The organism is Mesorhizobium sp. M0808, from assembly GCF_040320025.1.
Taxonomy (GTDB): Bacteria; Pseudomonadota; Alphaproteobacteria; order Rhizobiales; family Rhizobiaceae; genus Mesorhizobium.
Genome location: NZ_JAMYOX010000060.1, coordinates 1 through 24,401 on the forward strand (window position 1 = coordinate 1; position 24,401 = coordinate 24,401).

Consider the following 24,401-nt stretch of genomic DNA (forward strand, 5'->3'; position numbering starts at 1 on the left):
CCGAGCAGGGCCTGCTCGACAAGGTCAAAACGGGTCAGGCGATCGAGTTCACAGCCGATCGCGTCAACGGACGCATCACGGTCACCGGTATCAAGTAACCCGGTCGAGCAATGCCATGGGTACGGAAGTCAGGATGAAGGTGCCGGGCAGAAAATCCTCCAGAGATTTTCTTTCCAGTCGTCACGTGCGGAGCGGCTCAGAGGCATCTCTATGGGATATTTTCGCGCACCTACGCTCACATATGCCGGATAGTTACAGCGAACTTGTGCACGGTGCCTGCCGCCATCTTCATACCTGATGGCGCCGTTCGCGTCCGTCTCGACTAGGCCAATAGCGACGTCAAAGTCATAGTCCCCATATAGCGAGACATTGTTGTTCACGACGCTGAGCTGGACCGACGTGGCATCTGGAAAACTAGCTGTGTAAAAGATCAGCTGCTCCGCCGCCATCGAGGGCGGAGTCACCAACACGCCGGCAAATAGTGCAATGGCGCGCATTTTCCTCCTTCCAAGGTTCCAAGGTCAGACTATCACCTCTCGCGTCAATGTTCGAATCGAATGTCCATGTCGGCGTTGGCGGAGACGTTCAGAGGCTGGATAGTCCTCGTCGCCTGCAGCGCACAAGGCGGCTGGCAGGCTCATTATGCGGGTGCTAAGCACAATGTCTTTGCGCGGCGATAGACTCAGCAAGAACAAATTACTTGTTCTTGCATGGCCTTAAAGAGATCATAGCATGAGTAGAAGCGTTGGCGATCCTGGCTTTGTGAGCGGTTTCACAAGAAGATCACAAACGCTCGAGACACTATCGACCGGTCCCGTGGTAGCAAAGCTCGACCTCAACGGCCGATATGCGGCGCATGCCCGCTCGTCAGCCTTGGGCTGATTGCGACAGGTTGGCTTTAGGCTGGGACGACACATGAGAGCTGGCCGACATTCAGGTCATCACGACGATGTCGTGACCTGACCCGAGGCATCGTTGCTACTCACCGGAGGGACGCCGCGAGAGGACTAAAAAGAAGACGTTCAAACATAATCCGTCGAAGTGCCGTCTCGCCATAAATGTCGTCCTTTGTTGTCCACCCGCCAGTTCCCGCTGGTTTCCGCCTTTCCCATCGACTTTGCCGTTCCGACACTAGCTATTGAGAGTATTGGACATCGCGCTCCGCGACGGTCACGCCGTCCGTGACCCTGTCGCTCGGGTGCAGTACCACGCGATCGCCTGGGGCAAGGCCCAACAGAACCTCCGCCGTACGGCTGTTTCGCTGACCGATCTTGATGATAGATACCCGTGTACGGCCGTCCCTTACCGCGAATACCGCCCAGTCGTCTCCTTGTCGGAACAGGGCAGCCACCGGGACGGCCAGGATGTCATCGCCTTTCCAGATCGTGACATGCACTATCACGCGGTAATCATGTCCTAGCCCCGACCACTTCGCCGGAGGGTCGGTGAAGTCGATCGTCGTGCGGACGCGTTGTTCCTCGATGCCAAGTGCGGAAACCTTGGTGAAGCCCGCCGGATCGACGCGGGAGACGCGGCCCTGGACCGGCAGTCCACCCCAGTTGTCGATCCAGACCGGCGCGCCTTGCTTTATGCGGACAGCGTCGGTCGACAACAGGTCCGCGACGATTTCGAGATCGAGCGGGTCGCCGATTTCGATCAGCGGTGCACCGGCTTGGACTACCCCTTCGCTCTCCTGAATGATCTTCAGCACGCTGCCTGCCACGGGAGCGCGCAACTGTATGCAGCAGGCGGGATCTGGCTCCGGCGCGGTTCCCGACTGCTCACCAAGCCGGGCTGCAACGCTGTTACGCTCGTTTCGGCGGACCTCCAGCTGAGCTTTTGCACTGGCCAGGGCTGCCTCATTGGTTTCGACGTCGAACTTGGCGCCATCGAGGGCTTTGAGAGAAATCGCCTCAGTGCGCGCAAGTGCTTCCGCCCGCCCCAACTCCGTTCTCGAAAATACAAGCGCAGCCTCGATCCGGCGCATTTCGGCTGCCGCAAGGTTTACCGTCGCATCGGCCGCAGCCAGCGCCGCCAGCAGTTCCTCGTGGGTGCGCGCATCGTGAAAGCTCGGCAGTGTCGGCTGCATCACAGCCACGACGGTTTCGTCCTTGGTGACGTGGTCTCCGATGTGGCGGGGTGGAGAGATCCGCAGGACTTTGCCGGCGATCGGGGCTGACACCGTATAGACGTGACGCACGCGCGTTTTCGCTTCGTCGTCGATCGTGACTTCCATGGGACCTTTCGTCAGCGTTGCCAGATCCACTGCAATCGGCCGCGGCCATGCGAACCAGACGGCGCCGGCGCCCAAGATGGTCAACGCTACAATGCCCAACGTTCGCTTCATCCAGATCGTGTGCATGGTTCAATCCCGTGTCTTGAGAACGGTGACAAGGTCCAGCTCGTTGAGCCTTCGGCGAACGACGAGCGCGGAAAGCACGGCCGCGGCGATCACGATCGCGCTGGCGAAGACGTAGGTGGACTGCTCAACGATCAGGCGCACCCGCATCAGTTCGCCGGCCAGGTTCTTCTGCATAATCCAGGCAAGACCAAAGCCAATGAGCCATCCAGGCGGCTGCGCGATCAATGTGAGCAGGGCGAGTTCCAACAGCAGGATGCGCAACACTTCACCCCGGGTGAAGCCAAGGACGCGCAAGCTGGCCAACTCCCGCGCCCGTTCGGAAAGCGAGATCCGGGCGCTGTTGTAGACGACACCAAACGCGATGACGGCAGCCAGCCCGGTGTAGATGCTGGCCATTGTCGTGATCAGCAAGGCAACCAGTTTGCGGAAATTCGCAAGCGACACACTCTGCAGAGCCAGGCCGCCGACAATCGGCAGGTTCTTGATGGCGGCATAGAACGTTTCCCGGCTGTTCTGGTCGAGGCTGACATTGATGCTGTTCACAGACGGCGCTTCGCGCATCAGGCGCGCGAGCGTCTCTGAATCCATTATCCCGCGGATGCCGAAGTAATCTTCGACCAAGGCTGCCACAGGAACGACAGAGGTCCGCCGCGCTCCTTCGAGCAAGTCGACCTCGACGGAATCGCCGACCCTCACCGCGAGAATCCTAGCAAGCATGCTCGAAATCGCCAGGCCCGCTTCCGGCAGAACGACCGGCCGCAGGTCGACATCAATGATGCGGTTGAGATCGGCGTCACGCCGCCTGCCGCTGATCATGATCCGGCGCTCGACGTTTCCGCTCCTGATGCGGACCGGCACCTCGCGGTAGGGCTCCGCGGCGAGAACGCCCGGAAGCCGCGCGATCTGCAGCACGACGTCCAGCGGGCGTTTTTCCACGAAACTGACGGTGGCGTCCTGACGGTCGGCCAGGAAATACGTCACGTCGATGAGCTGCTCCATCGCATCGCCAGTGAAAAGTGACACAATCAGGATGGCTGTCGCCAGCGCAATTCCAAGCGTCGTGAACAACGACCTGACTGGATGGCGAGTGATATTGCGCAACATCATCGTGGTCGGTTGCGACATGAACCTGTCGACTGTGAAGCTCGCAGGCAGCAGTCGCCGATAGCGCGGAGGCGCCGGCGGCTGCATCGCGACGGCAGGCGCCAATCGCACGACCTCTCGAAGCGCTCGCACAGCCCCGATGATTGCAGCGACGAGACTGAGCGCGGCGGCAATGACGTAGAGGTCCGGGCTCTTGGTGAAGACGAGGAACGGAAAATGGAAAAAGTCACCGAACAGACTGGTGATGCGCATCCCCAGCCAAGTGCCCGCTGCACTGCCGATTACAATGCCGATCATCACGATGACGGTGACGAATTTGAGGTAGTGCATGACGATGCTGGCGTTGTTGTATCCCAGCGCCTTCATCAGCCCGATCTGCTCGCGCTCCAGCGCAACGAGCCGGCTCAGTGTGAGATTGACCAGGAATGCCGACACCAAAAGGAAAATCGGTGGCAGGGTCCGGCTCATGTTGTTGAGCATATCGAGTTCGTGGTTCAGCCAGGCGTGCGAAGTCTGGTCCTTCCGGCCATAGGCCGCTCGGCCACCATAGCGCTCGAGCAGGGCGTCCAGGCGCATCATGACCTCACTCTCGGACGCGCCCCGCAGCAGCTTCAACGACACGGACGAGAACGCATCATCGAGATCGTAGGCGCTGGCGAGCGTTTTTTCCGACATCCAGATGAGGCCGAAGCGACGATCGTCCGGCATGATGTCACCTGGCCCGACCGCGTAGATGAACTCGGGAGACAGCGCGATCCCGACAATCGTCAATTCACGTTTCCGGCCGTTCAATATTGCCGAGAATCGGGCCCCGGGCTGAAAGCGGTGGGACAAGGCAAAGCCCTCGTTGACGACGACCTCTTCGGCGCGTCCGGGCTCCGGCATGCGACCAACACGCATGTAGAGCAGGTTGAGCGAAGCCTCCTGGGTTTCGGGCAGGGATATGACTTCACCTGTCGCCGGCTCCAGATAACCCGGTATGTCAAGCAGCACGAGCTTGGCAATTCGTGTGTCGACCGAAGCAACGCCGGGAATCTCGGCAATCCGGTCGACAAGCGTTTTTGGCGCGCGGCTTACCGAAGCAAAGACGTCGGCGAAGCGGTAGCGTTCGTAGTAGGCAGTGCGCGTCTCGTCCAGGGAACGGTAGGATCCGACGGCGAGGATGAGCGTCGCCACGCCTCCGGCAATGACGAGGGCGATGGCAAGCGCTTGCGCCCAGAGCCGCCCGAAGTCGCGGAGGAGCTTGATGTCCAGCGCCCCCATCCTGTTCACCAGACAAGTTCCGCAGCAGTCCGGCGAACCTCGTTTTTGCGGATTCTGGAGATCTGCCCGTCGGCGAAAAACAGGACGCGGTCGGCGACATCCTGGATGCTGGCGTTGTGCGTGATGATGAGTGTCGTGGTGCCAAGCTGGGCATTGATGCCGAGCAGTGCCTCGATTACCCGGATGCCTGTCTTGGAATCCAGCGCGCCTGTCGGCTCGTCGCAAAGCAACACGTCCGGGCGCTTGGCGATGGCACGGGCAATGGCCACGCGTTGCTGTTCGCCACCGGACAATTGAGCCGGGAAATGGTGCATCCTCGGTTGAAGCCCGACTAGCGCCAAAGCCTCCTCCGGGCGCATCGGATGATCGGAAATCTCCGTGACGAGAGCGACATTTTCATAAGCGGTCAGGCTGGGGATCAGGTTGTAGAACTGGAAAACGAACCCGACGTGCTGCCGCCGATAGGCAGTCAGCCCCCGATCATCGAGGTTGGTCAGTTCCTGGTCCCTGAAGAACAACTGGCCACTCGTGGCGTGGTCAAGCCCGCCCATGATGTTGAGCAGGGTCGACTTCCCGCTGCCCGACGGTCCAAGCAGAACGACCATCTCTCCCGCCGCGATCTCAAGATCCAGCTTACGCAACGCAAGCACTTGCGTCTCGCCCGAGGTGTAGGTTTTGGTCAGCGCTCTTGCGGTGAAGACAGTATCAGCCATGGCCGCCAGGGATCGCATGTTCGAGGCACTTGTCGCGTCGGCGCAGACATCAATCCGCGAGGTCGCATGGCACAGTCACCCGTCGAGGTGAGCGCGACATTGATACAAATCAAAACCGCTTCGGGGGCGGTCATGTGTTCCGGTAGCCGCTCGACATGTTGTGGGAGCAGTCAAGTCGCCCGCACCGGTCGGTTCGGAACCGGCATTGACTTGCCTCAAAGAGGTCGGCGGCATTTACGCTACGATGCCGCCGATTGGCGCTCGGGCGCCTGTTCACTTGAACTGAGCCAAGGATGAGGCAGATGAAAGCAAAGGATGTAATGAGTCCAAACATTGTTGCCGTGTCGCCTGACCACAGCGTAAGACATGCAGCGCGGATCATGCTGGATCATCGCATCAGCGGCATGCCTGTCGTCGATGACGAAGGCCGCCTGGCTGGAATTGTGAGCGAGGGTGATTTCCTGCGCAGGTCAGAACTGGGTGCCCCAGTATTTCCGATAGGTGCACCGCGCAGCTATGTGAAGGGCCACAGCTGGAAAGTGGCGGATCTGATGACCTCGGATGTCATCGTGGCGGACGAGGAAACCCCGATAGCGCGAATTGTTGCGCTGATGCAGGAGCACGGCATAAAGCGCATTCCGGTGATGAGAGGACAGCGTCTGGTCGGCGTCGTCAGCCGCGCCGATCTTCTGCGCGTCGTCGTTGCGACGAGGTTTGACGACGCTACGGCGGCAGGTGACGATGCGATCCGGCGCAGCATTCTTACACGGCTGCGAGAGGACGCAGGGGTCGAAGCAGACGCGTTAACGCTTATGGTGACTGATGGCCTGGTGCATTTTTCGGGTGCGGTCAGATCGCAGAGTGAACGGGATGCTGTGCGCGTGGTTGCCGAAGGCGTCAGGGGCGTCAAAGGTGTGTTCGACCATCTGTGTCTGGCGCATCCGTGAACAGCGGGGGGAACGCAGCGCGATGCGAGCGCATTCTCCCGAGACCAACAGCGTCGCGAACACCTCTGCCATGCAAGACGATCTGGCGATATTGCAGCGGGAGACATTCGACTACTTCATTCATGAGGCGAACCCCGCCAATGGTCTCATCCTGGACAAGACCGAGGCGGATTGGCCGGCAAGCATTGCGGCCACCGGCTTGGCGCTGGCTTGCTATCCGGTGGGAGTCGAGCGCGGATTCATGACGCGAAGCGCGGCCGCGGAACGCACCTTGGCCACGCTGCGCTTCTTCTGGAACAGTCCGCAGGGCCCCGAGCCCGACGCTACCGGATACCGCGGCTTCTATTATCACTTCCTGGACATGCAGACCGGCCGGCGGACCTGGCAATGCGAGCTGTCGACGATCGACAGCACGTTCCTGCTGGCGGGCGCGCTGGCTGCAGGGCAGTATTTCGATGCCGACACCGCGCCCGAGGCCGAGATCCGTACCTTGGCCGAGGCGCTTTATCACCGTGCCGATTGGCGCTGGGCGCAGGACGGGGGAGAGACCGTCGCCCACGGCTGGACACCCGAGCACGGGTTCCTGAAATATCGCTGGCAAGGCTATGACGAGGCGCTCTTGCTCTATGTCCTGGGACTGGGTTCGCCGACCCACCCCTTGCCCGAGACTAGCTACCCCGCCTGGACCGCAACATTCCGATGGGAAAATTGTTACGGCTACGAGTATCTTTATGCTGGATCGCTGTTCATTCACCAGCTTTCCCATGTCTGGATCGATTTTCGTGACATCCAGGATGCCTTCATGCGCAGCAAGGGAAGCGACTATTTCGAGAACAGCCGACGGGCCACATTCGTTCAGCAACGCTACGCCGTCGACAATCCGCGTGGATTTGAGGGTTATGGCGAACACTGCTGGGGCATCACCGCAAGCGAGGGGCCTGGTCCTTCCACGCTCAAGTTGAACGGCATCGAGCGCCAGTTCGAAGGTTATGTCGCGCGCGGCGTGCCCTATGGTCCCGACGATGGCACGCTCGCTCCATGGTCGGTCGCTGCCTCCCTGCCTTTTGCTCCCGAAATCGTCCGGCCGGCGATCAGCTTCTGCATCCACCAAGCCAAGCTCAAGGCCGCCAATGCCTATGGTTTCAAGGCGGCCTTCAATCCGACGCATCCAGGAACATCCGGCAACGCCTTTGGATGGTGGGTTTCGCCTTGGCATTTCGGCCTCAACGAAGGTCCCGTCGTGCTCATGATCGAGAACGAATGCAGCGGCCTCCTGTGGCGGCTGATGCGCTCATGCCGGTATATTCGCACCGGCCTGCAACGGGCGGGATTTGAAGGTGGCTGGTTGAAAGAGTTCAATCAGGAGTCGACGCCGGCTGCTTGATTCGGCATGGATTGAGTTCGGGTGGATACGACGAAGGCTGAGAAATAGGCGAGCGTTAAGCCGGCGAGGGAAATCGCATTCGGCGGATGCGGAATGGGGTCCGTCCTCACGACCCTTTCAGCGCCGGCCGCCAACAGCTGCGCGTAGGCGTCTTGCATTACGAAGCAGGGCAGTGGCAAGTTTGTTCAAATAAAGCTTCAAAATAATGTTATCGGATATCGCAAATTGATTTCGATCAAAGCGGAACGCCCCCATCGGCCTTTGATCAAAGCTTGTCAACGTAGGAGATGACGTCATGGAAATCTCTTCCCGCGATCTTATGACAGTATTCCACGGTATGGGTTTTGGAGCACTCTTTATGCTCGCGTTTTCGGGTGCACTTGCCGAGCTCTATCGAATGTCTGCGCCTGGAGCCCCATCCATCCCAAGCGCCAGAGAACACAATCTGCTTTTGCTTTATCTCTCGATAATGGTCTTCCTTGCCTGGGGTGCGGTGCTGTCGGGTGCCTACATAGTATATCCGTGGTATCGAGCGGCGGTGCCCCCAGGGGTTACCAATTTGGCCGACTATCCAAAGTTTCTGCTGACCTCCAACCCGAAGACATCCGCGTGGCATAGCTTGGGGATGGAGTGGAAAGAGCACGTGGCTTGGCTTGCGCCAATTGCCATGACGATGGTCGCCTATGTCTTCGCCAAATACGGACCGGCTTTGGCCAGGCAGAAAGAAATCCGCACGGCCGTCATCGGCTTCGCGGTTGTTGCCTTCGTGGCGACTGGTGTAGCGGGTGCTTTCGGGGCGTTTCTCAACAAATACGCCCCGGTTCGTGGTGGCGCGATGATTGAAATCATCGCCGGTGAACAGGAGGGCGAATAGTCATGGCCAATATCAAGCCTATCAGGCCGGACGAGATTCCCAACGGTCCCGGTGCGGCCGCCATCCTGGCCGCTGGAATTGGATCTGCCGCTATGGGGATATTCGCCTTGGCCGGCGATGCCTTTACATCACTCAACCACTTTTTCACGTTTTATACACCAACCGGCGCCTTGTCCGGCGTCTCGACCAGCGCAGTCATCGTCTGGTTGATTGCCTGGTTTATCCTTTCGCGCAGGTGGGCCCCAAAGAACGTGGAAATGGCAAAGGTCCTTTCTGTGTCCTTCGCGTTGCTGGCGGTAGGCGTATTGCTGACGTTCCCGCCTGTCATGGACCTCATCCAGGGCAGGTAGAGAAGAAACTTACTTGAGTTGGGCGCGGGCATGGTCCATCGAAAGCGGCCAAGTTCGCGCGATCTATAGCTTCCCCTTGCCACCGGCACGTTCGCGATCATCGGCGCCGATCGAAATGTCGCGCTGAGAATTCAAAGGCTGAATAACGATCGGCCCGGCGCAATCCACTGTCAGCCAGGTGCTTGCGTTCCGTGCAACGCGTCAATCTACCGGAAAACAGCTATTCTATTGCCTCCCGGCCCGAAATTTCTTCTACGAGAATCCGGAAGAAAACGTGCGGTGTGCTGTCTGACACGGGAGGTGTGATCGGCCTGAGCGCGCCAGGCTCCCACCAGTCCGTGTGCTTGCTCAACACTGCCCATGCATGACCGCGTTGAAACTCGTGGCCGGTCCGGTCACTCAGTTCTTCAAAGCGGCCGTCGACAATGACGCTTCTCCATCCGCGTCCTTGGCCGTGTTCCTCGACCTGGGCGCACACTAAGGGATTGGCTCTCATCCACTCGATCTTCTTGCCTAGCAAGGAAAACGCGTAGAGGTGAGTGTCAGCGTAGGCGTAGTTGAAACACACGACGTAGGGTTGCCCGTCCTTCGCGCATGCCAAGTGGCCAATACGATTGGCCGCTAGCAACTTCGTACATTCGAGTGAAGACAGCGTGCGGATCAGCATCGATGAGATCTCCTGTTTTTTGTATTTCACATCCTGGCAGCCGCACTCGCAATGACGTGGATCAAACTGCTGCGTCCGCTCGGTCGGCAGGGCTCGACCGCGCCTCGGAATGTGCGCACGCCAATGGCAGCGGCAGCTTCAGGCTTGCAATCGCGGCGAGGCCCATTGCTGCGGCAGCGGCGAAGAAGGCGGCGCCTTCCAGCCCGGGGAACCCCGAACAGCAGGCCGGCGGCCGCGGAGCCCACTAGCGCCCGAGGCTGACCGCTGCCGACTCGATGCCGAGTTCCATACCTTGGCGTCGTGCACTGATGCGCGACACCCAGTAGGCGGGCAGCGGGCTGATCACGCCGGCCGAAGCCGAAACAACGGAAACCGCAAACAGCATTTCCGTGAGCCCGGCAAGTATCGGCACAACCGCCAGACCCATCGCCATCACCAGGAGGGCAGGAGCCACAAGCAGCCTCGCCGCTGCCGGGTTGACGAGCGGCGAGAAGACAAGTCCCTGGAGAGGACAGATCTGCGCCCGATCAAACAAGACCACTTCCCCGAGAGGAAAGCGGCGCCCACCGGCGCGGCGACATAGGCAGCAGTCAGGAAGCCAATCTGCCGCGCATTGAATGTCGGATCTGTCGCACCGGCAAGCCGCTCGACCATCATCGGCAGGACCGGCAAGACGATTCCGTAGCCGAGCGCAACGACAAAGGCCGAGGCGAGCAGTGCGCTCAGGGTCCATTGCGACGTCGGCGGGCGAGCCTTTGCTGACCAGCACTTCGCAAAGCCGTGCCAATTCTCACGTTCGCCCACCTTTGCATTCGTGCGAAAGGGGAGTTTTGCTGTTCCGGTTGAAGACGATCGTGCTAAAGCGCCCGCTCACCGAGCCTGCGCATTTGTTCGAACCATTTCGCCCGCGTCGGATCGGTGGCATCCGCGACCATGCCGAACAAGGTTTCGCGCACCGGGCTCACGCCGGCGAAACGCAGAATGCTCCGCCGCATGCCGGCAATGCCGTGACTGAGGAACCATAGCCGGTAAAGAACGGCCGGCATGCCCATCGTGACCACGACGCGAGCGGAGCGGCCGCGGAGCAGTTTCCTGGGCAAGCCGCCACCCTTGTCCCGGTAGGTAAAGGCAGTTCCCGGCCGCATCACCTGTTCCAGAAAAGCCTTGAGCAGAGCCGGCACGGTCCCGAGCCACAGCGGAAAGACAAATACAATGTGCTCCGCCCAGACTATCGCTTCAGCGGCGTCCTTTAGGCTGTCGGGAATCGCGCCGTGCTCGAACTCCTGCACCGTCCGAAGCATTGGAAAATCGAGTGCCGCGAGGTCGACCCGGCGGACGACATGCCCCGCCAGTTCCGCTCCCTCGGCATAGGCCTTGGCGAGACTACGGCAGAGCCGGTGCGGCGATGGATCGGGATGGCCGACAACAATCAAGATGCGCCGCGGCATGGGTTACCTCCGAGGCGGCTTGGCACCAACCGGACGTGCCGGAATTTCGGGGTGAGACCCTTCAAGCTGATCATGGCGTACTCCTTCGCGGAGTTTCATAAAGCGGCTGTCCGGCTTGGCCCTTGATCGGCATCAAAAGAGGCCGGTTCTCGGCGCTATCAGAAGGTCGATGGCAGCAACATCGTGCCGTAGCCGGCTATTGCGGCGACGAGGGTTGCACCTGCGAGCGGGAACCAGAACCTGATCGGGCCGGCAAATGCGGCCAGCGACAGGCGGCAGATCGCGTTTGCTGCCAGTGCCGCGAGCACCGCCTGGCCAATGGTCTCGACAGGGACCGAATGCTTGACCAGGCGCAAGGCACTGAGAACCGAGACATCGACATCGAACATGCCTGCAAACGCCGAACTCGCCAGCAAGCCGCGTCCGCCGAATTGAGCAGCCAATGCAGCGCTCGCGGTCGCGACGATCGCAAACAGCAGGGCAAAGAGCAGCAACGGGCCTAGGTCGAATGGATTGCGCGCGACCGCGGGACCCTCGTGATCCCCGCTGTCCCGAGCCAGCAGCAATGCTCCGCAAGCAGCGAAGGAGAGCGCCGCGGCAATTGCGGGAATGCCAACCGAAGCGAACACGATTGGCTCGACGATCAGAACCACGGCGCAGACGCGTAGCAAGGAAACCATTGCGGCCAGCGACGCCGCGCCAGCGAGCGGCAGAGGATTGCTTCCCGACACGGCGTTGCGGGCCAGCGCCACGGTTACGGCGGTGGAAGAGATGATGGCGCCGGCGAGCGAACTGACGAGCAGGCCGCGGGTGGTCCCCAGGACGCGAACGGCGACATAGCCGGCGAACGATATCGACGCCATCAGCACCGTGAGGAACCAGACTTCCCATGGATTGAAGCCGCCCCATGGATCCATCGTCCGGTTTGGCAGCAAGGGCAGGATGATCGCGCTCATCACAGCCAGGATCAGCGCGGAACGAAGCTCGATCCAGGTCAGCCGCTTCAGGAGGCCGTGCAGGATTTCTCGACTGGCAAGGATGGCCGCGAGTGCTGTTCCTCCTGCAGAAGCGGCGCGGTAATCGCCTGCGACGGACAATGCACCGAGCGCGAACACGCAAAGGGCTGCTACTACCGCCGTAACACTGAAATCCTCATCATGGGCTGCCTCACGCGCCTTGTACCAGGCGAAGATTGCCGCAAAGGCGATGAAACCACCGACCAGCACGGACACTGCGTCGAGAGCATCGGCCAGAGCTGCGAGAATGCCGCCGAGCAGACCGGATATGCCGTAGGTTCGAATTCCGGCCGTCCGGCTACGATCGGGCGCGTCCCGCTCTCGCCAGCCGCGCTCCAGTCCGACGAGCAGGCCTATAGTCAGTGCAAGTCCGAGTCGGGCGATGAGCGGATCCACGATTAGGCGCCGGCCACAGGCAGGTGGTCGCGGATCCACCGGACGATCTGCCCCGCCGTCATTGCACCGGAAGTGCGCGCAACCTCATGTCCGCCATGGAACAGGATCATGGTCGGGAAGCCGCGAATGCCGAGCCTGGCTGAAACGGCCTGCTCATTATCGGAGTTGAGCTTGATCAGCCGAACATGCGGTTCCAGTTCGTTTGCTGCGGCTTCATATGCGGGCGCCATCATCTTGCAGGGCCCGCACCATGGCGCCCAGACATCCACGACAACGGGAACGGTGCCTCGCTTGACCTGACGATCGAAGGTTCGTGCATCGACGTCCTCGGGGTGGCCTGAGAACAGCTTTTTCCCGCACTTTCCGCATTTTGCGTTTTTGGCATCGCGCGCTGGCGGCAGTCGATTGATTCCGCCGCATTTGCTGCACACCACCAGATTTTCCTGCGCCATCGCCCTTCACCACTGGTATACATGCGCCACAGAGTGCCTATCCCCAAGCTGGCTCGGACTTCCAATGTTTTTTTGCGCGATGGACGAATTGGCGTGAAAACGGATTGCACGGCACAATCCACAGCGGCTGTGCGCCCGCGGTGTTCGGACGGGAAGCACGCTATTCCTTTGCTTCCCGACCCGATGCCTGCTTGATAACGTTCCTGAAGAAAACATGCGGAGTGCTGTCCGAAAAAGGAGGCGTAACCGGCTTCAGAGCGCCAGGCTCCCACCAGTCGACGTGCTTGGTCAACACCGACCACGCATGGTCGCGCTGAACCTTGTAGCCGATCCGATCAGGCAGTTCTTCATAGACACGATCGACGCTTCTCCATGCCCGCCCTTGGCCGCGTTCGTCACCTGGACGCACACCAGCGGATTGGCACGCATCCAGTCGACCTTTTTGCCCGGCATGGAAAATGCATAGAGGTGATTGTCGGCGTGGGCATAGTAGAATGGCACGACGTAGGGGTGTCCATCCTTAGCGCATGCCAAGTGGCCGACCCGGTTGGCCGTCAGCAATTTTGTACATTCCAAAGCAGAAAGCGTGCGGATCAGCATCGGCGCGATCTCCTGTTTTTCGTGACAGCACGGTGTCGCCGGTGCTCCATCGACTCTGATATTCGGCATCGCGGATCGTAGCCCTGCCGCCAGGGAGGTCATTGATCACGATCAAGGAGTCGGTCGGCCAACAGATGAATCGACAACCATGGCTAGGCCCGCCGGTGACTCGCATGGCGGCCCATGTCAGTGTCAGCGTCCATACCGGAGTGGGGATTTGGAAAATGATCCAGATCAAGGCGGGGCCTGCTGCTCCCACCCATCATAGGGGATGATGTGGAAGCCGATCTCAAGCGCTCCGTTCGATCGTGAGCTGGAACTGGCCGTCCTCGACGAGGACGGCGAACATGCGCTTGTCTTTCCGTGCATCAAGGAGCGGGAAGGCTGGAAGAACGCCGCCACCCGCGCACGCATCGACGTTCACCCGACCCACTGGCGAGACTGGGTGCCGGATACGATCCCGGCAAACAACCACAGGTCTCTTACTGACTCGCTTTAACGTTTGGACTCCACAACCAAAGCCATGCGCACGAGATGCGACAGACTGCTCGCGGCCATCTTGCTCATGACATTGGCGCGATGGATCTCGACCGTGCGCGGGCTGATGCCGAGGTCATAGGCAATCGTCTTGTTCGGCAGGCCGGACACAAGGCCGTCCAGCACTTGTCGCTCCCGCTCCGACAGGGCCGCCAGACGACCACGGATTTCCACGCCTTGTGGGTGTGTCGCCTCCGTCCGATTGCGACTGTCCAATGCGGAGCGGATCGCTTCGATCAGCACCTCGTCGTCAAACGGCTTTTCGATGAAGTCGGCGGCACCTTCCTTCATCGCCTGAACAGCGAGGGCCACATCGGCATGACCCGTCATGACGATGACCGGAAGCGTATGCCCGCGGCTCCGGAGCTGTCGCAGGAACTCGATGCCGTCAATGCCCGGCATGCGCACATCGGTCACAATGCAGCCGTCAAGACTGCTCGTGGCCACCGCCAGAAAAGCTGTCGCCGATTCGTACAAGCGCACGGCGAAGTTGGCCGTCGCCAACAGAAAACCAAGCGATTTGCGAACGTCGACGTCGTCGTCGACGACGTGCACAAGATTGCTACCGGCCACTGGCGACCTCTTCCTTTTCCCAGATGCGCAAGGTGAACCGGAAGGCGGTTCCTCCGGCCGGCATTGCCTCAGCCCAGATGTGACCGCCGTGCGACTCGACGATCGTGCGGCAAATAGAGAGGCCAACCCCCATGCCCTGCTTTTTGGTCGTGACAAATGGCTGGAAAAGCTGGGCGGAGACTTCCGGCGCGAGACCAGTGCCTGTGTCAACCACGCTTACCTCAGCCATGCCGTCATCACGGGCTATGGTTATGATTTGCAGCTCGCGGCGTGGCATGCCTTGCATGGCTTCAATCGCATTGCGCATCAGGTTCAGCAGAACCTGCTGAACCTGGATGCGGTCGGCCAAGACCAGTTCGGCGGCGGGATCAAGCTTGTAGCTGGCGCGGACATCTATTTCTCTTGCGCCGACCAGGGCCAGTGACGAGGCTTCCTTGATAATCGCCGGCAGGCGTTCGACCTGGCGCTCGCTTTCGCCTCTTGCGACGAAATCGCGAAGGTGGCGAATGACGTCTCCGGCCCTCAAGGCCTGTTCCGCTGCTTTTTCGACGGCCTCCCTCAGCATCGGCGCGTTGTCTTCCGTGCTTTTTTCGAGAAGCCGCCGGCTGCCTTTAAGGTAGTTCGTAATGGCGGTGAGCGGCTGGTTGATCTCGTGGGCAAGCGTCGAGGCCATTTCGCCGAGCGCAGTAAACCGCGCCATGTGGAGAAGCTCCAGCTGCTGCTCCTGTATTCTTGCCTCCGCCCGGTGGCGTTCGGTCAAGTCGCGGCAGAAGCCGGTAAAGAAGCGCCCGGTTCCCGGATGCATCTCGCCGACAGAGAGTTCCATCGGAAAGGTCGAGCCGTCCTTGCGCATTCCAGTGACGGTGCGACCGAGCCCGATGATCCGGCGCTCCCCTGTCGCTAAATAGCGGTGAAGATAGGCATCATGCTCTTCGCGGTAGGGCGACGGCATCAGCAGATTGACATTCTGGCCGATGACTTCGCTGGACTGGTAGCCGAACAGCGTTTCGGCAGCCGTGCTAAAGGATTGAATACGGCCTTGTTCGTCGATGACCACCATTGCATCGGGCACTGTCGCTAGGATCGAACGCAAATGATCTTCGCGCAGTCGAAGTGCGGCGTTTGCATAGGAGAGTTCGCTGACGTCGGTGCCTTCGACGAAGATCGCAGTGATGCGACCATCGTCAGCCTTGATGGGCTGATATACGAAATCGAGGATGCGTTCATCGACCGGCTCGCCGTCCTTGTTGCGAAGGGCGACCTTCACGCCTTGACCTCTGTAGGGCTTGCCCGTTTCGTATACTTGGTCCAGCAGTTCGTAGAATCCTTGGCCTTCGAGCTCGGGCAGGGCCTCGCGTACCGACCTTCCTATCACTTGCCTCTGGCCAATCAGACGTTGATAGGCGGCATTGGTCAGCTCGAATACATGACCCGGCTCACGCATCAAGGTCATGAAACCAGGGGCCTGCTCGAACATCTGGGAGAGCCGGTCGTGTTCGGCCGCGACCCGCCCTTCGGCGCGAACGCCGGTCGACAGGTCACGTGTTTGTTTGTCGTCCAAATCAAGTCCTTTGATCAGGGAACCCGCAACGCATTCTAACTATCATTCATCGCTCTTTCTGCACACGCAAAAACCGGCATAGTCAGAGGTTCGGGATCCGGTGAGTAGTGTCATTTGACACGCATCAAGGCGTCGAGTGCCGGCGGATGCACTTCATCATAGCATCCAAACGCTCCAGCGAAAGGCGACCACAAATGTGCTACAAAGAAAGCATCTGTGACAGCCTCGCGGACGTCCCCGTCTTTCTTGAGCACCACGGCATCACGGTGCGGACCGAATTCATCCCGGCGATGGTGATGGCGAACAGCTGGTGGCGTTCGCACGCATGATCCATACAGACCTGATGGTTTCCGGCGCATGCGGTCATAGCCGCCTGCGGGAATGGGCGTTCGGCGGCGTCACGCGTACGTTGATGGAAGAGAGCAGCATCAACCGCTTCATGTTGTATTGGCAGCCGGTCGCATCAGGACCTTCTTGAGGCACGCACGATAGATATCACCACGAGGGAGACGCCTGTTGACCGAGATCAATGCAGCGATCGCCGATATCGCAATGATCTGCCAGAAAACGGGAGCGAAACGACATGAGTTTTCTCGACTACCTGATTTCAGTTGACGCCAGGACCGCCTTGATGAGCCGCATGATGCAGAAGCTCGGCGTCGACAAATATTTGAAGGTCGTTCCGGACCATGTTGCCGTCACCAATCGAGCGGTCGACCGGTGTCGCTCCTGCGGGCACCAGGATGAATGCTCGACTTGGCTTGATGAACACCAGCAAGCTGATGATCCGCCAGACTATTGCCGCAACCGCGACCTGATCGCACGGCTGCAGCACGCAGCCGGCCAACGATAGAGCGGTTGTGCAGGCATACCGCAGATCGCGTCACCAAGGCCGCGTGCTGCAGCTCCTCGATTTCCTGGGCGGTCATTGCTCGGCCAATGTTTCGCATCTGCTGGCTGATGGCGTTCCGGCGCACACCGCCCGCGAATGCCTGCAACTCCGCTCTCATTAAACAGCCGACCGGCCCCTCCAGCCACGAGCTGCCCGCCAATAAGATATATTGACAATCTTTCTTTAAGGTGCGATTCCGACCCATACCGACGAAGGCCTCCTTTGTAGCAAATGCATCAATCGTCATCATGGACGCGACTTCACTCGGTGCGTTGCGGAGCTGTTTGAGTGTGGGAATTATTTTGAGGTCTTTGGGTCTTCGAAAACCAAGAGCATGCACATGATTGCGAATGGTCGGAGCAACAAAACGATCGTCATCGGTGGTGCCCCGTTGCCAGACGTGCTTGACGAGGCCATGATCCGTCTTGTGGTTGACGGCTTTTATGATGAGATTCGCCGCGACGACCTTCTCGGCCCCATCTTTCATAACGCTATCCATCCTGAGGCTTGGCCGCGCCATCTGGCTAAGATGTGCGACTTCTGGTCCGCTACGCTGCTCCGGTCGTCCCGTTATGAAGGCCGTCCATTACCGCCACACCTGGCGATCTCCGGCCTTGGAGTCGCGCATTTCCGGCGTTGGCTAAAGCTGTTTCGCGCAACGGTGCGCCGTGTTTGCCCACCCGAGGTTGCGGCGCTGTTCATGGACCGCGCACTGCGCATAGCTCACAGCTTCCGTCTCGCGGTCGCCTTCAGCCGTGGCGAGATTACGATGGGCATTGAACCGATCGTCGAGAAGGACCTGTGATGCGGAGCTGGATTGTAAGTGGCTCCTGTACGAGAATTGCAAAGAGGAACCATTAGTGCGGTTGACCAATTTCTCGGACTACGCCTTGAGGATGCTAATGTACGCGGCCTCTGCCGGTGATCGCCTGATCACGATCGAGGAGGTGGCACGCACGTTCAAGGTATCCAAAACGCACCTCAACAAGGTCGCCAACACCCTGACGCGCGGCGGTTACTTGAAAGCGGTCCGCGGCCGCTCCGGTGGGCTAGCCCTCGGGCGGAGCCCCGAGATGATCCGGATCGGCGACGTGGTACGGCTGACGGAGCCAGATTTCGCGCTTGTGGAGTGCTTCGGGACCGGAAATCAGTGCGTGCTCACCGGCCGCTGCAAACTTTCAGGAATGTTCGGCGACGCGATGGCCTCCTTCCAGAACACCCTTGATCGTTACACGCTGGCCGACGTCGCATTGATGCCCCAGGACTTTGTCGGCGGGCTGCCTGCATCCGAAGCTTCGGCGTACGATAAGCATGGGTAAGGCCTCGATCGACAATTCAACCGCAACGCCGCGCGGTTCGCGTCTGCCGGCCCGTGGAGACAAGCATGACTGACCCAGACAAAAATGACACACCGGTGGCCAACCAATTCGAGTCGGGCGTCGACCTGAACAACACGCTGCTCCCTATGCTGATCGGCGGGCTTGTTCTGATTGTCATCGGTGCAATTATGGTCATGACGTTTGTCTAGCTTTTCCTAGCCAAACGGCAATGCTCATCAAAGTTGCGAAAGCGCAAAGAAGGCGGCCTGAGAGGAATCTATTAAGACGCTTCGCAATGGCGGAGACTTCATCGTGAAGGAGCTCAGTTCGTTCAATTCCGACATGGTCGTCGACGAGATCATGAGAAAATGGCCGGCAACGGTGGCTGTCGTGCTGAGATACAGGATGCTTTGCGTCGGTTGTCCAATCGGTACCTTCCATACGATCGCTGAGGCGTGCCGAGAGCATCAGATCAATGAGACCGCCTTCCTGGTGGATTTGGAATCGGCTGTTCGAGCGCGCAGGTGATAAATCAGCGCTTGGTTCGACTCCCTGAGAGGACCACAAGCCGGTGCGCGTCCTTGACAGTGACTTTCTGGCGTCCGCTGGCAATTATCCCATTCTCTTCCCATTTGCTGAGCAGCCGGCTGACCGTGTGCAGTGTCGTCCCCGTCATTTCGGCAATGTCCTGCCTCGAGATCGGAAAGTCGATTTCGATGCCGCTGTCGGTCTTCCGACCAGTCTGATTTGCCAGTCGCAGCAGCGCGTGAGCAACGCGCTGCTCCACCTGTTCAGTGGACATCTCCACAACCCGCGTCTGGGTTTCTTGCAGCCTGTTTCCGACCGTCCGGTAGGTGGTCGCCCCAAACACAGGAAACCGCTTCGCCAGTTCCGGCCATAGCGCGTTGGGCCAGGCCAACACCACGCAGTCCACCGCCGCGACTGCGCTGGCGGGGTAAGTCGTCCGGCCAAGGGCTGCGGCGACGCCAAAGATCTCGCCTTCGCTGATGTATCTAGCGATGACCTGCTGTCCATCCGGCGTGGTGCGGACGACGCGGATGTGCCCGGCGATCAGCACGAAGAAGGAATGGGCATCGGCTTCCTGCGCGAAGATCGTCGTCTCCTTGGCATAGCGAGACGACCGCGCATCTCGCAGGATCTCGCTCTGCTCGTCGGGCGTCAGTCCTTGAAAGAGCGGCAGCCGCGATATCAGCGATCGGTCCAACGCAGCCAAGCGGATTCCTCACGATCCTGTAGTTTCGCATCAGTCCATGGAAGAGCTTTCTACTCCGAGTTTGCGCCAGCGCAAATTCTGCCGGGGCTTGTCAGGCTAAAAGGCATGGAACGGCCAAATGCCGTGACGACGAAACAAAAGGACGAACCGATGAAACTCTCCATCCTCGCCGCCACAATCTCCATCCTCGCGCTCGCCGGCGGCGCAAGCGCGGAAGAGCATGTGGTGCAAATGCTCAACAAGGGCGAAAAGGGCGCCATGGTTTTCCAGCCGGCCTTCGTCAAGGCAGTACCCGGCGATACCGTAAAGTTCGTGCCGACCGACAAGAGCCATGACGCAGAGTCGATCAAGGGCATGCTTCCGGATGGCGCTGAGCCTTTCAAGGGAAAGCCCAGCGAGGAGATCACCGTCACACTCACCCAGGAAGGTGTGTATGGCGTCAAATGCGCGCCGCACTACGGCATGGGCATGGTCGCGCTGATCGTTGTCGGCAAGCCGGTCAATCTCGATACCGCCAAAGCGGTCAAGCATCCCGGGAAGGCAAAGACAGTATTCGCCGACCTGTTCACCCAGATCCCGGCCAACTGACGGCATTCGATACAGCCATGCCTGCCACATAAAGCGCGGGCGCGGGCCGGACGGACCGAGGGCGGCGGTTCATCCGGCCCTGTTCATTTGGAGACGCAAATCATGGGGATTCCACGCCTGCGGGCCTACACCGGGCCCGCATTTCTTTCCTACGGATTCAGACCTTTCTTCTTCCTAGGGTCGCTGTATGCCGCGCTCTCCATTCTGCTTTGGCTGCCGATGTATGCCGGCGAACTCAATGCCCACAGTGCGTTCGTTCCCGTCGACTGGCATATTCACGAGATGCTGTTCGGCTATCTGTCGGCGATCGTCACCGGATTCCTGCTGACCGCCATTCCCAACTGGACCGGCCGGCTGCCTGTGCAAGGCCTGCCGCTGCTGGCGCTGGTGGTCCTGTGGCTTGCCGGCCGTGTCGCTGTCTTTGTCTCGGCGGATATCGGCTGGGAAGCAGCCGCCGTGATCGATGGCTCATTTCTGCTTGCGGTTGCTGCCGCGGCGGGGCGCGAAATCGTCGCGGGAAGGAACTGGCGTAATCTCAAGGTGCTGCTGCCGCTTGCCGTCCTGGCATGCGCCAACGGCGCGTTCCATATCGAGGCGCATAGCCAAGGCACATCCAACATCAGCCCCAGGCTCGGCATGGCCGCGGCGATCATGCTGATCTCGTTGATCGGCGGGCGCATCATTCCGAGCTTCACCCGCAACTGGCTCGTCCGCGAAAATCCTGGCCGGCTGCCTGCTCCGTTCGACCGTTTTGACATGGCATCGATAGCCATCTCAGCCATCGCGCTGGGAGCATGGACGTTCGCGCCCGACAACAGCGCCTCAGGAATGCTCCTGGCGGCCGCTGCAATCAGCCAGGCGTGGCGCTTGTCGCGGTGGGCCGGCGAGCGCACCTTGCGGGATCCGCTGGTGCTCGTACTCCATCTCGCATATGCCTTCGTGCCGGTCGGTCTCGCCCTTGTCTCGGTGTCGATCTTCTTCCCCGATGCCGTGCCGGCGGCGGCGGGACTCCACGCACTCGGAACTGGCGCGGTCGGCGCGATGACGCTTGCCGTGATGACCCGCGCAACGCTCGGTCACACCGGGCGAGAGCTCAAGGCTGGAAAAGGCGCCTCGTTCATTTTTGGAGCCGTCCTCCTCGCAGGATCATTGAGAATCCTGGCTGCCTTCGTCCCCTATGACATAGTGATCGACATGGCCGGCACCGCATGGGTGGCGGCATTTGCCGGCTTCATTCTGATCTATGGAAGTGCGTTGATGAGGCCAAAGGTGCGGTGAGGCGGCGGGGAGAGCAGGCGACCGTCGAAACGCGAATGGAAAAGCCGCTTCTGATTTGTCAGGCAATGCCGAGGTAGCCGACGATACGGTTCGCCCACCCCCGATGGTCCCGGACCAGCCTGAAACCCAGATTGTCGGGAGGCGTGCCAACGGCACAGCCGCCGCTTTTTCCGTCGCTGACGAAGTTCGACATGTAGGCTCTGTGAAGCCCTTCAAGGACGTGGACGCCGCAATTGTCGACCGAACTCGCAACGCCGCTTCCATCCGCAGGCAATGTGGTGCGGACATAGCAAGTCGAAGTCCACTCCCAAACATTGCCGGAAAAGTCGGCGAGGCCCAGGGAATTGAAACCAAAAGAGCCACGGCTCTTGGGCAACGGGTCCGGTTTGCGATTGAGGTCCACCTCGGCCTTGTAGCTGGTGAGCCAGCGTCTGGCGGGGTTGTTGGCGTCGTTTTCGACACCCTCAAATTCCCCTGCGAACCGCTCCGCCGCGGCAAACGCCCATTCTTCGTCGGATGGCAGCCGCCATTGGTCGCCCGTCACTTGCGAATACCACCGGGCGTAGGCATTGGCATCGAGATAGCTCACTCCAGTTACGGGAGCGTTGCTTGGGATCGCGCGCGTCTCCTGTGCCGGCTGACAGCTTCCTGCCGACACACAGTCCGCATAGTCGGCCGCGCTGATCTGGTAGGCCATGATTTCGAGAGGTCTGTTGAGTTGCCGCTTGAGGCGGGGATTGGCTTGCGGGCGTCCCTCCATCAGGAACTCCCCTGGCGTCGGATAGGTGATCGAACCCGAAAGCAAGGTAACCGTCATAGCGATGGGGTGAGGTTGTCGATCCCCGAAGACCGTCTGTATCGAGAGCCCTGCCGGAACGGCAGCGGCGACGAGGGCGACCGGAAGAACCTTGAGGATCAATGGAGACATCGCTTTGTCCATGCCCGGACAGCATCGCTGTCCGGGCAAATTGGAGTGCCGTCAGTTGGTGGCGAGGGGTGTCGGCGCCTCGACCTGCGTCATCAGGTCGTCATTCCATTCGCCCTCGACCATAAAGTGAGCGGTCGCACCGAGTTCCACGGCCTCGATCAGATTGTGATTGACATAGGCGTAGACGCCGGGCTGCAGGAACGTGTAGAGCGCCGACCCCGCGGAGCCGCCACGGATGAACCAGGTTTCCAGATCCTTGGCCGGCGGATTGGCGAATTTGCCCTGTTCCCAGACATAGTCGCCGTGGCCACCGATCAGATGCGGTCGCGTATCGCGGTTGGCCTGCGAATGGACGATCAACACGGTCTCGCCGACCTTCGCCTTCATCGCATTGTCGCCGGTCAGCGAACCGACCTTGCCATTGAACACCACATGCGTCGGGATCAGCCCGCGCATGACCTTGACGATGTCGTCGTAACCGTCGCCGGCCGATTCGTAGGTCTTGAAGTTGCCCTTCTCGTCGCGCGGAATATAGAAGTCGTTCTCGCCGATGTAGAAGATCTTGTCGTACTTTACCGGTTCGCCCTTGTCGTTCCTGAGCCCATCGCGCGGCAGGATCATGATGGCGCCGCTCATGCCGGAGACGACATGCCATGGGATCATCGCGCCACCGGGTGCGCAGTGATAGACGAACGTACCCGTTCGGGTTGCCTTGAAGCGCAAGGTCACCTGCTCGCCGGGATTGATCAGCGTCAGGGCGCCGCCGCCCAGCGCGCCGGTTGCGGCGTGGAAATCGATGTTGTGAGCGAGTGAGTTGGTGTCGGGATTGATGAGCGTCAGTTCGACATAGTCGTCCTGATGCACGACCATCAGAGGGCCAGGAATCGAGCCGTTATAGGTCATCGCATTGAGCGTCGTGCCGTCGGCATCGATGACGACGGGCTTTTCCTCGATGGTCATGGTGAACTCGACGATTTTCGGTCCAACCGTGGCGATCTGATCGTGCGGATGCACAAAGGGCGGTGCCACGAGCTCGATCTTTTCGCGGGCGAACCCTCGAATGTCCGTCTTTGTCACCGTTGCCGAAAATGCCGGCAGTGCCGCCACGGTGGCAGCGCCAATCGCTGCTCCGAAAAGGGCGTCGCGTCGCGTGATCATGTCAGTCTCCTATCTCTCAACCGTTGCGGATGAGCAGAAGGTATCTGGCCTGACGCAGCGTTTCTTTGCGCTGGCGCAAATTGGTGGCGTTCAGTGTTAGGCAGCAACAACCCCGGAAACAGCAATCGTGCGCGGCATAGTCGCAGTGGGGAAGGTGTGTGGGAGCGGTTGGCTGCACCGGCGCTGTTTGTCAGCCCTCGGCCCTGGATCAGCGCTCCAGTCTGTCTTCCCGATCGATAAGGATCCGCTCGGCAGCTCCGTCAAGATCTTCGTACTGGCCACTCCTCAACGCCCACAGGAAGCCCCCCAGGCCAAGCGCACCAAGGAACAGGGCGACAGGGATGAGGTAGGCAAGGGTGGTCATGAGGATTGGGCCAGTTTGCTGCTGTCGGACAGCCTGTCGCGCCGGACATCTTTGGCCGGCGAATCTGGCATAGAACCTCGCAGACGCAGAGCATTTCCGATGACAAGCAGGGAAGACGCGGACATCGCGATCGCGGCGATAAGAGGGGTGACGTGCCCCAGGATCGCGATCGGCACGGCGACGGCATTGTAGATGATGGCGATCGTGATGTTCTGGCGAATCAAGCTTCCCGCCTTGCGCGAGACGTCCAGCGCGAGGGGGATTGCCAGAAGGCTTTCGCGCAGGAATACGAAATCCGCCGCATTGCGGCCAATGTCGGCGGCCGTGGCCGGCGCGAACGAAACATGCGCCGCGCTCAGCGCAGGCGTGTCGTTCAAGCCGTCGCCAACCATC

At 60.1% G+C, this 24,401-nt stretch carries 29 protein-coding genes and 2 pseudogenes; 14 read left to right on the plus strand and 17 right to left on the minus strand.

What is annotated here, in order from left to right; translation table 11 throughout:
* Window positions 1-128: 128 nt before the first annotated feature.
* From NKI25_RS33355 to NKI25_RS33370, 4 genes are all read right to left on the minus strand, one after another.
* Complete coding sequence (locus NKI25_RS33355; RefSeq protein WP_352455540.1) at window positions 129-497, minus strand: hypothetical protein; 369 nt, start codon at window positions 495-497, stop codon at window positions 129-131.
* A gap of 638 nt (window positions 498-1,135) precedes the next feature.
* Window positions 1,136-2,362, minus strand: coding sequence for an efflux RND transporter periplasmic adaptor subunit (locus NKI25_RS33360; protein ID WP_352593945.1), 1,227 nt, complete (start codon window positions 2,360-2,362; stop codon window positions 1,136-1,138).
* A gap of 3 nt (window positions 2,363-2,365) precedes the next feature.
* Complete coding sequence (locus NKI25_RS33365; RefSeq protein WP_352622945.1) at window positions 2,366-4,729, minus strand: ABC transporter permease; 2,364 nt, start codon at window positions 4,727-4,729, stop codon at window positions 2,366-2,368.
* A gap of 5 nt (window positions 4,730-4,734) precedes the next feature.
* Window positions 4,735-5,442, minus strand: a complete 708-nt coding sequence (locus tag NKI25_RS33370; RefSeq protein WP_352622939.1) for an ABC transporter ATP-binding protein — start codon at window positions 5,440-5,442, stop codon at window positions 4,735-4,737.
* A 302-nt stretch (window positions 5,443-5,744) separates the two neighbouring features.
* On the opposite strand from NKI25_RS33370, the gene NKI25_RS33375 reads away from it, so the two are divergent.
* The 4 genes from NKI25_RS33375 (at window position 5,745) to NKI25_RS33390 (ending at window position 8,997) form a co-directional block, all read left to right on the plus strand.
* Window positions 5,745-6,389 carry a CBS domain-containing protein gene (locus NKI25_RS33375; RefSeq protein ID WP_352570955.1) on the plus strand — a complete coding sequence of 215 codons (645 nt, stop codon included), beginning with the start codon at window positions 5,745-5,747 and terminating at the stop codon, window positions 6,387-6,389.
* 22 nt (window positions 6,390-6,411) lie between these two features.
* On the plus strand, window positions 6,412-7,773 hold the full coding sequence (locus NKI25_RS33380) for a glucoamylase family protein (RefSeq protein ID WP_352640974.1): 1,362 nt from the start codon (window positions 6,412-6,414) through the stop codon (window positions 7,771-7,773).
* Between the two features lie 295 nt (window positions 7,774-8,068).
* Complete coding sequence (locus tag NKI25_RS33385) at window positions 8,069-8,647, plus strand: hypothetical protein (RefSeq protein ID WP_352593949.1); 579 nt, start codon at window positions 8,069-8,071, stop codon at window positions 8,645-8,647.
* Between the two features lie 2 nt (window positions 8,648-8,649).
* Window positions 8,650-8,997 (plus strand): hypothetical protein, encoded by a 348-nt coding sequence (locus NKI25_RS33390; RefSeq protein ID WP_352593950.1) that lies wholly within the window; start codon window positions 8,650-8,652, stop codon window positions 8,995-8,997.
* Window positions 8,998-9,217: 220 nt separating this feature from the next.
* Here the strand turns inward: NKI25_RS33390 and NKI25_RS33395 are convergent, their stop codons facing one another.
* The 6 genes and pseudogenes from NKI25_RS33395 to NKI25_RS33420 form a co-directional block, all read right to left on the minus strand.
* Window positions 9,218-9,664: a pyridoxamine 5'-phosphate oxidase family protein gene (locus NKI25_RS33395; protein ID WP_352455548.1), complete on the minus strand. Its 447-nt coding sequence runs from the start codon at window positions 9,662-9,664 to the stop codon at window positions 9,218-9,220.
* Between the two features lie 244 nt (window positions 9,665-9,908).
* A complete protein-coding gene (locus NKI25_RS33400; RefSeq protein ID WP_352593951.1) occupies window positions 9,909-10,199 on the minus strand; it encodes a hypothetical protein in 291 nt (96 codons plus the stop codon).
* Window positions 10,200-10,521: 322 nt separating this feature from the next.
* Window positions 10,522-11,112 (minus strand): NAD(P)H-dependent oxidoreductase, encoded by a 591-nt coding sequence (locus NKI25_RS33405; RefSeq protein WP_352593952.1) that lies wholly within the window; start codon window positions 11,110-11,112, stop codon window positions 10,522-10,524.
* A gap of 158 nt (window positions 11,113-11,270) precedes the next feature.
* On the minus strand, window positions 11,271-12,524 hold the full coding sequence (locus NKI25_RS33410; RefSeq protein ID WP_352622935.1) for an MgtC/SapB family protein: 1,254 nt from the start codon (window positions 12,522-12,524) through the stop codon (window positions 11,271-11,273).
* 2 nt (window positions 12,525-12,526) lie between these two features.
* Window positions 12,527-12,976, minus strand: coding sequence for a thioredoxin TrxC (gene trxC / locus NKI25_RS33415; protein WP_352593953.1), 450 nt, complete (start codon window positions 12,974-12,976; stop codon window positions 12,527-12,529).
* A 160-nt stretch (window positions 12,977-13,136) separates the two neighbouring features.
* Window positions 13,137-13,576 (minus strand): annotated as a pseudogene (locus NKI25_RS33420) (pyridoxamine 5'-phosphate oxidase family protein).
* A 271-nt stretch (window positions 13,577-13,847) separates the two neighbouring features.
* On the opposite strand from NKI25_RS33420, the gene NKI25_RS33425 reads away from it, so the two are divergent.
* Complete coding sequence (locus NKI25_RS33425) at window positions 13,848-14,075, plus strand: hypothetical protein (protein ID WP_352825017.1); 228 nt, start codon at window positions 13,848-13,850, stop codon at window positions 14,073-14,075.
* On the opposite strand, the gene fixJ is transcribed toward NKI25_RS33425, so the two are convergent.
* A complete protein-coding gene (gene fixJ, locus NKI25_RS33430; RefSeq protein ID WP_352593955.1) occupies window positions 14,072-14,686 on the minus strand; it encodes a response regulator FixJ in 615 nt (204 codons plus the stop codon). The two genes, NKI25_RS33425 and fixJ, sit on opposite strands and share 4 nt — an antisense overlap.
* The gene (locus tag NKI25_RS33435) at window positions 14,676-16,223 is read right to left on the minus strand and encodes a sensor histidine kinase (protein ID WP_352594019.1); all 1,548 of its coding nucleotides are present in this window, start codon (window positions 16,221-16,223) and stop codon (window positions 14,676-14,678) included. Before NKI25_RS33435 ends, fixJ begins: the two co-directional genes overlap by 11 nt.
* 218 nt (window positions 16,224-16,441) lie before the next feature.
* On the opposite strand from NKI25_RS33435, the gene NKI25_RS33440 reads away from it, so the two are divergent.
* The 7 genes from NKI25_RS33440 to NKI25_RS33470 all read left to right on the plus strand — a co-directional run bounded on the left by NKI25_RS33440 (window position 16,442) and on the right by NKI25_RS33470 (window position 18,986).
* Window positions 16,442-16,576 carry a hypothetical protein gene (locus NKI25_RS33440; RefSeq protein ID WP_352640975.1) on the plus strand — a complete coding sequence of 45 codons (135 nt, stop codon included), beginning with the start codon at window positions 16,442-16,444 and terminating at the stop codon, window positions 16,574-16,576.
* Entirely contained in the window at window positions 16,573-16,725 is a 153-nt protein-coding gene (locus tag NKI25_RS33445) for a putative universal stress family protein (protein WP_352956996.1), read from the plus strand. Before NKI25_RS33440 ends, NKI25_RS33445 begins: the two co-directional genes overlap by 4 nt.
* 165 nt (window positions 16,726-16,890) lie before the next feature.
* Window positions 16,891-17,100 carry a DUF6455 family protein gene (locus tag NKI25_RS33450; RefSeq protein ID WP_352640996.1) on the plus strand — a complete coding sequence of 70 codons (210 nt, stop codon included), beginning with the start codon at window positions 16,891-16,893 and terminating at the stop codon, window positions 17,098-17,100.
* A gap of 379 nt (window positions 17,101-17,479) precedes the next feature.
* Window positions 17,480-17,944, plus strand: coding sequence for a group III truncated hemoglobin (locus NKI25_RS36630; protein WP_502897485.1), 465 nt, complete (start codon window positions 17,480-17,482; stop codon window positions 17,942-17,944).
* Window positions 17,945-17,999: 55 nt separating this feature from the next.
* Window positions 18,000-18,458 carry an RrF2 family transcriptional regulator gene (locus NKI25_RS33460; RefSeq protein WP_352578066.1) on the plus strand — a complete coding sequence of 153 codons (459 nt, stop codon included), beginning with the start codon at window positions 18,000-18,002 and terminating at the stop codon, window positions 18,456-18,458.
* A gap of 65 nt (window positions 18,459-18,523) precedes the next feature.
* A complete protein-coding gene (locus tag NKI25_RS33465) occupies window positions 18,524-18,667 on the plus strand; it encodes a hypothetical protein (protein WP_352455556.1) in 144 nt (47 codons plus the stop codon).
* Window positions 18,668-18,800: 133 nt separating this feature from the next.
* Window positions 18,801-18,986, plus strand: coding sequence for a DUF1858 domain-containing protein (locus NKI25_RS33470; protein WP_352594021.1), 186 nt, complete (start codon window positions 18,801-18,803; stop codon window positions 18,984-18,986).
* 4 nt (window positions 18,987-18,990) lie between these two features.
* Here NKI25_RS33470 and NKI25_RS33475 read toward each other — a convergent pair whose 3' ends face one another.
* The gene (locus NKI25_RS33475; protein WP_352578065.1) at window positions 18,991-19,692 is read right to left on the minus strand and encodes a Crp/Fnr family transcriptional regulator; all 702 of its coding nucleotides are present in this window, start codon (window positions 19,690-19,692) and stop codon (window positions 18,991-18,993) included.
* 150 nt (window positions 19,693-19,842) lie between these two features.
* On the opposite strand from NKI25_RS33475, the gene NKI25_RS33480 reads away from it, so the two are divergent.
* Both NKI25_RS33480 and NKI25_RS33485 read left to right on the plus strand, forming a co-directional pair.
* Window positions 19,843-20,280 (plus strand): pseudoazurin, encoded by a 438-nt coding sequence (locus NKI25_RS33480; RefSeq protein ID WP_352622933.1) that lies wholly within the window; start codon window positions 19,843-19,845, stop codon window positions 20,278-20,280.
* 102 nt (window positions 20,281-20,382) lie between these two features.
* Window positions 20,383-21,558 carry an NnrS family protein gene (locus NKI25_RS33485; RefSeq protein WP_353000628.1) on the plus strand — a complete coding sequence of 392 codons (1,176 nt, stop codon included), beginning with the start codon at window positions 20,383-20,385 and terminating at the stop codon, window positions 21,556-21,558.
* Between the two features lie 58 nt (window positions 21,559-21,616).
* Here NKI25_RS33485 and NKI25_RS33490 read toward each other — a convergent pair whose 3' ends face one another.
* The 4 genes and pseudogenes from NKI25_RS33490 to NKI25_RS33505 all read right to left on the minus strand — a co-directional run.
* Window positions 21,617-22,498, minus strand: a complete 882-nt coding sequence (locus NKI25_RS33490) for an SUMF1/EgtB/PvdO family nonheme iron enzyme (protein WP_502897487.1) — start codon at window positions 22,496-22,498, stop codon at window positions 21,617-21,619.
* Between the two features lie 39 nt (window positions 22,499-22,537).
* A complete protein-coding gene (nirK, locus tag NKI25_RS33495) occupies window positions 22,538-23,644 on the minus strand; it encodes a copper-containing nitrite reductase (RefSeq protein ID WP_352593961.1) in 1,107 nt (368 codons plus the stop codon).
* A 208-nt stretch (window positions 23,645-23,852) separates the two neighbouring features.
* Window positions 23,853-24,008, minus strand: a complete 156-nt coding sequence (ccoS, locus tag NKI25_RS33500; RefSeq protein ID WP_352455561.1) for a cbb3-type cytochrome oxidase assembly protein CcoS — start codon at window positions 24,006-24,008, stop codon at window positions 23,853-23,855.
* A pseudogene (locus NKI25_RS33505) lies at window positions 24,005-24,401 on the minus strand (nitrogen fixation protein FixI); the annotation flags it as partial. The gene ccoS and the pseudogene NKI25_RS33505, both read right to left, overlap by 4 nt.

Bases quoted from the DNA above. Each gene is read 5' to 3' on its own strand.
- NKI25_RS33355 (WP_352455540.1), bottom strand. From the start codon at position 497: ATGCGCGCCATTGCACTATTTGCCGGCGTGTTGGTGACTCCGCCCTCG.
- NKI25_RS33360 (WP_352593945.1), bottom strand. From the start codon at position 2,362: ATGCACACGATCTGGATGAAGCGAACGTTGGGCATTGTAGCGTTGACC.
- NKI25_RS33365 (WP_352622945.1), bottom strand. From the start codon at position 4,729: ATGGGGGCGCTGGACATCAAGCTCCTCCGCGACTTCGGGCGGCTCTGG.
- NKI25_RS33370 (WP_352622939.1), bottom strand. From the start codon at position 5,442: ATGGCTGATACTGTCTTCACCGCAAGAGCGCTGACCAAAACCTACACC.
- NKI25_RS33375 (WP_352570955.1), top strand. From the start codon at position 5,745: ATGAAAGCAAAGGATGTAATGAGTCCAAACATTGTTGCCGTGTCGCCT.
- NKI25_RS33380 (WP_352640974.1), top strand. From the start codon at position 6,412: ATGCGAGCGCATTCTCCCGAGACCAACAGCGTCGCGAACACCTCTGCC.
- NKI25_RS33385 (WP_352593949.1), top strand. From the start codon at position 8,069: ATGGAAATCTCTTCCCGCGATCTTATGACAGTATTCCACGGTATGGGT.
- NKI25_RS33390 (WP_352593950.1), top strand. From the start codon at position 8,650: ATGGCCAATATCAAGCCTATCAGGCCGGACGAGATTCCCAACGGTCCC.
- NKI25_RS33395 (WP_352455548.1), bottom strand. From the start codon at position 9,664: ATGCTGATCCGCACGCTGTCTTCACTCGAATGTACGAAGTTGCTAGCG.
- NKI25_RS33405 (WP_352593952.1), bottom strand. From the start codon at position 11,112: ATGCCGCGGCGCATCTTGATTGTTGTCGGCCATCCCGATCCATCGCCG.
- trxC (WP_352593953.1), bottom strand. From the start codon at position 12,976: ATGGCGCAGGAAAATCTGGTGGTGTGCAGCAAATGCGGCGGAATCAAT.
- NKI25_RS33425 (WP_352825017.1), top strand. From the start codon at position 13,848: ATGATGTGGAAGCCGATCTCAAGCGCTCCGTTCGATCGTGAGCTGGAA.
- NKI25_RS33440 (WP_352640975.1), top strand. From the start codon at position 16,442: ATGTGCTACAAAGAAAGCATCTGTGACAGCCTCGCGGACGTCCCCGTC.
- NKI25_RS33445 (WP_352956996.1), top strand. From the start codon at position 16,573: ATGATCCATACAGACCTGATGGTTTCCGGCGCATGCGGTCATAGCCGC.
- NKI25_RS33450 (WP_352640996.1), top strand. From the start codon at position 16,891: ATGCAGAAGCTCGGCGTCGACAAATATTTGAAGGTCGTTCCGGACCAT.
- NKI25_RS36630 (WP_502897485.1), top strand. From the start codon at position 17,480: ATGATTGCGAATGGTCGGAGCAACAAAACGATCGTCATCGGTGGTGCC.
- NKI25_RS33465 (WP_352455556.1), top strand. From the start codon at position 18,524: ATGACTGACCCAGACAAAAATGACACACCGGTGGCCAACCAATTCGAG.
- NKI25_RS33470 (WP_352594021.1), top strand. From the start codon at position 18,801: ATGGTCGTCGACGAGATCATGAGAAAATGGCCGGCAACGGTGGCTGTC.
- NKI25_RS33480 (WP_352622933.1), top strand. From the start codon at position 19,843: ATGAAACTCTCCATCCTCGCCGCCACAATCTCCATCCTCGCGCTCGCC.
- NKI25_RS33485 (WP_353000628.1), top strand. From the start codon at position 20,383: ATGGGGATTCCACGCCTGCGGGCCTACACCGGGCCCGCATTTCTTTCC.
- NKI25_RS33490 (WP_502897487.1), bottom strand. From the start codon at position 22,498: ATGGACAAAGCGATGTCTCCATTGATCCTCAAGGTTCTTCCGGTCGCC.
- nirK (WP_352593961.1), bottom strand. From the start codon at position 23,644: ATGATCACGCGACGCGACGCCCTTTTCGGAGCAGCGATTGGCGCTGCC.
- ccoS (WP_352455561.1), bottom strand. From the start codon at position 24,008: ATGACCACCCTTGCCTACCTCATCCCTGTCGCCCTGTTCCTTGGTGCG.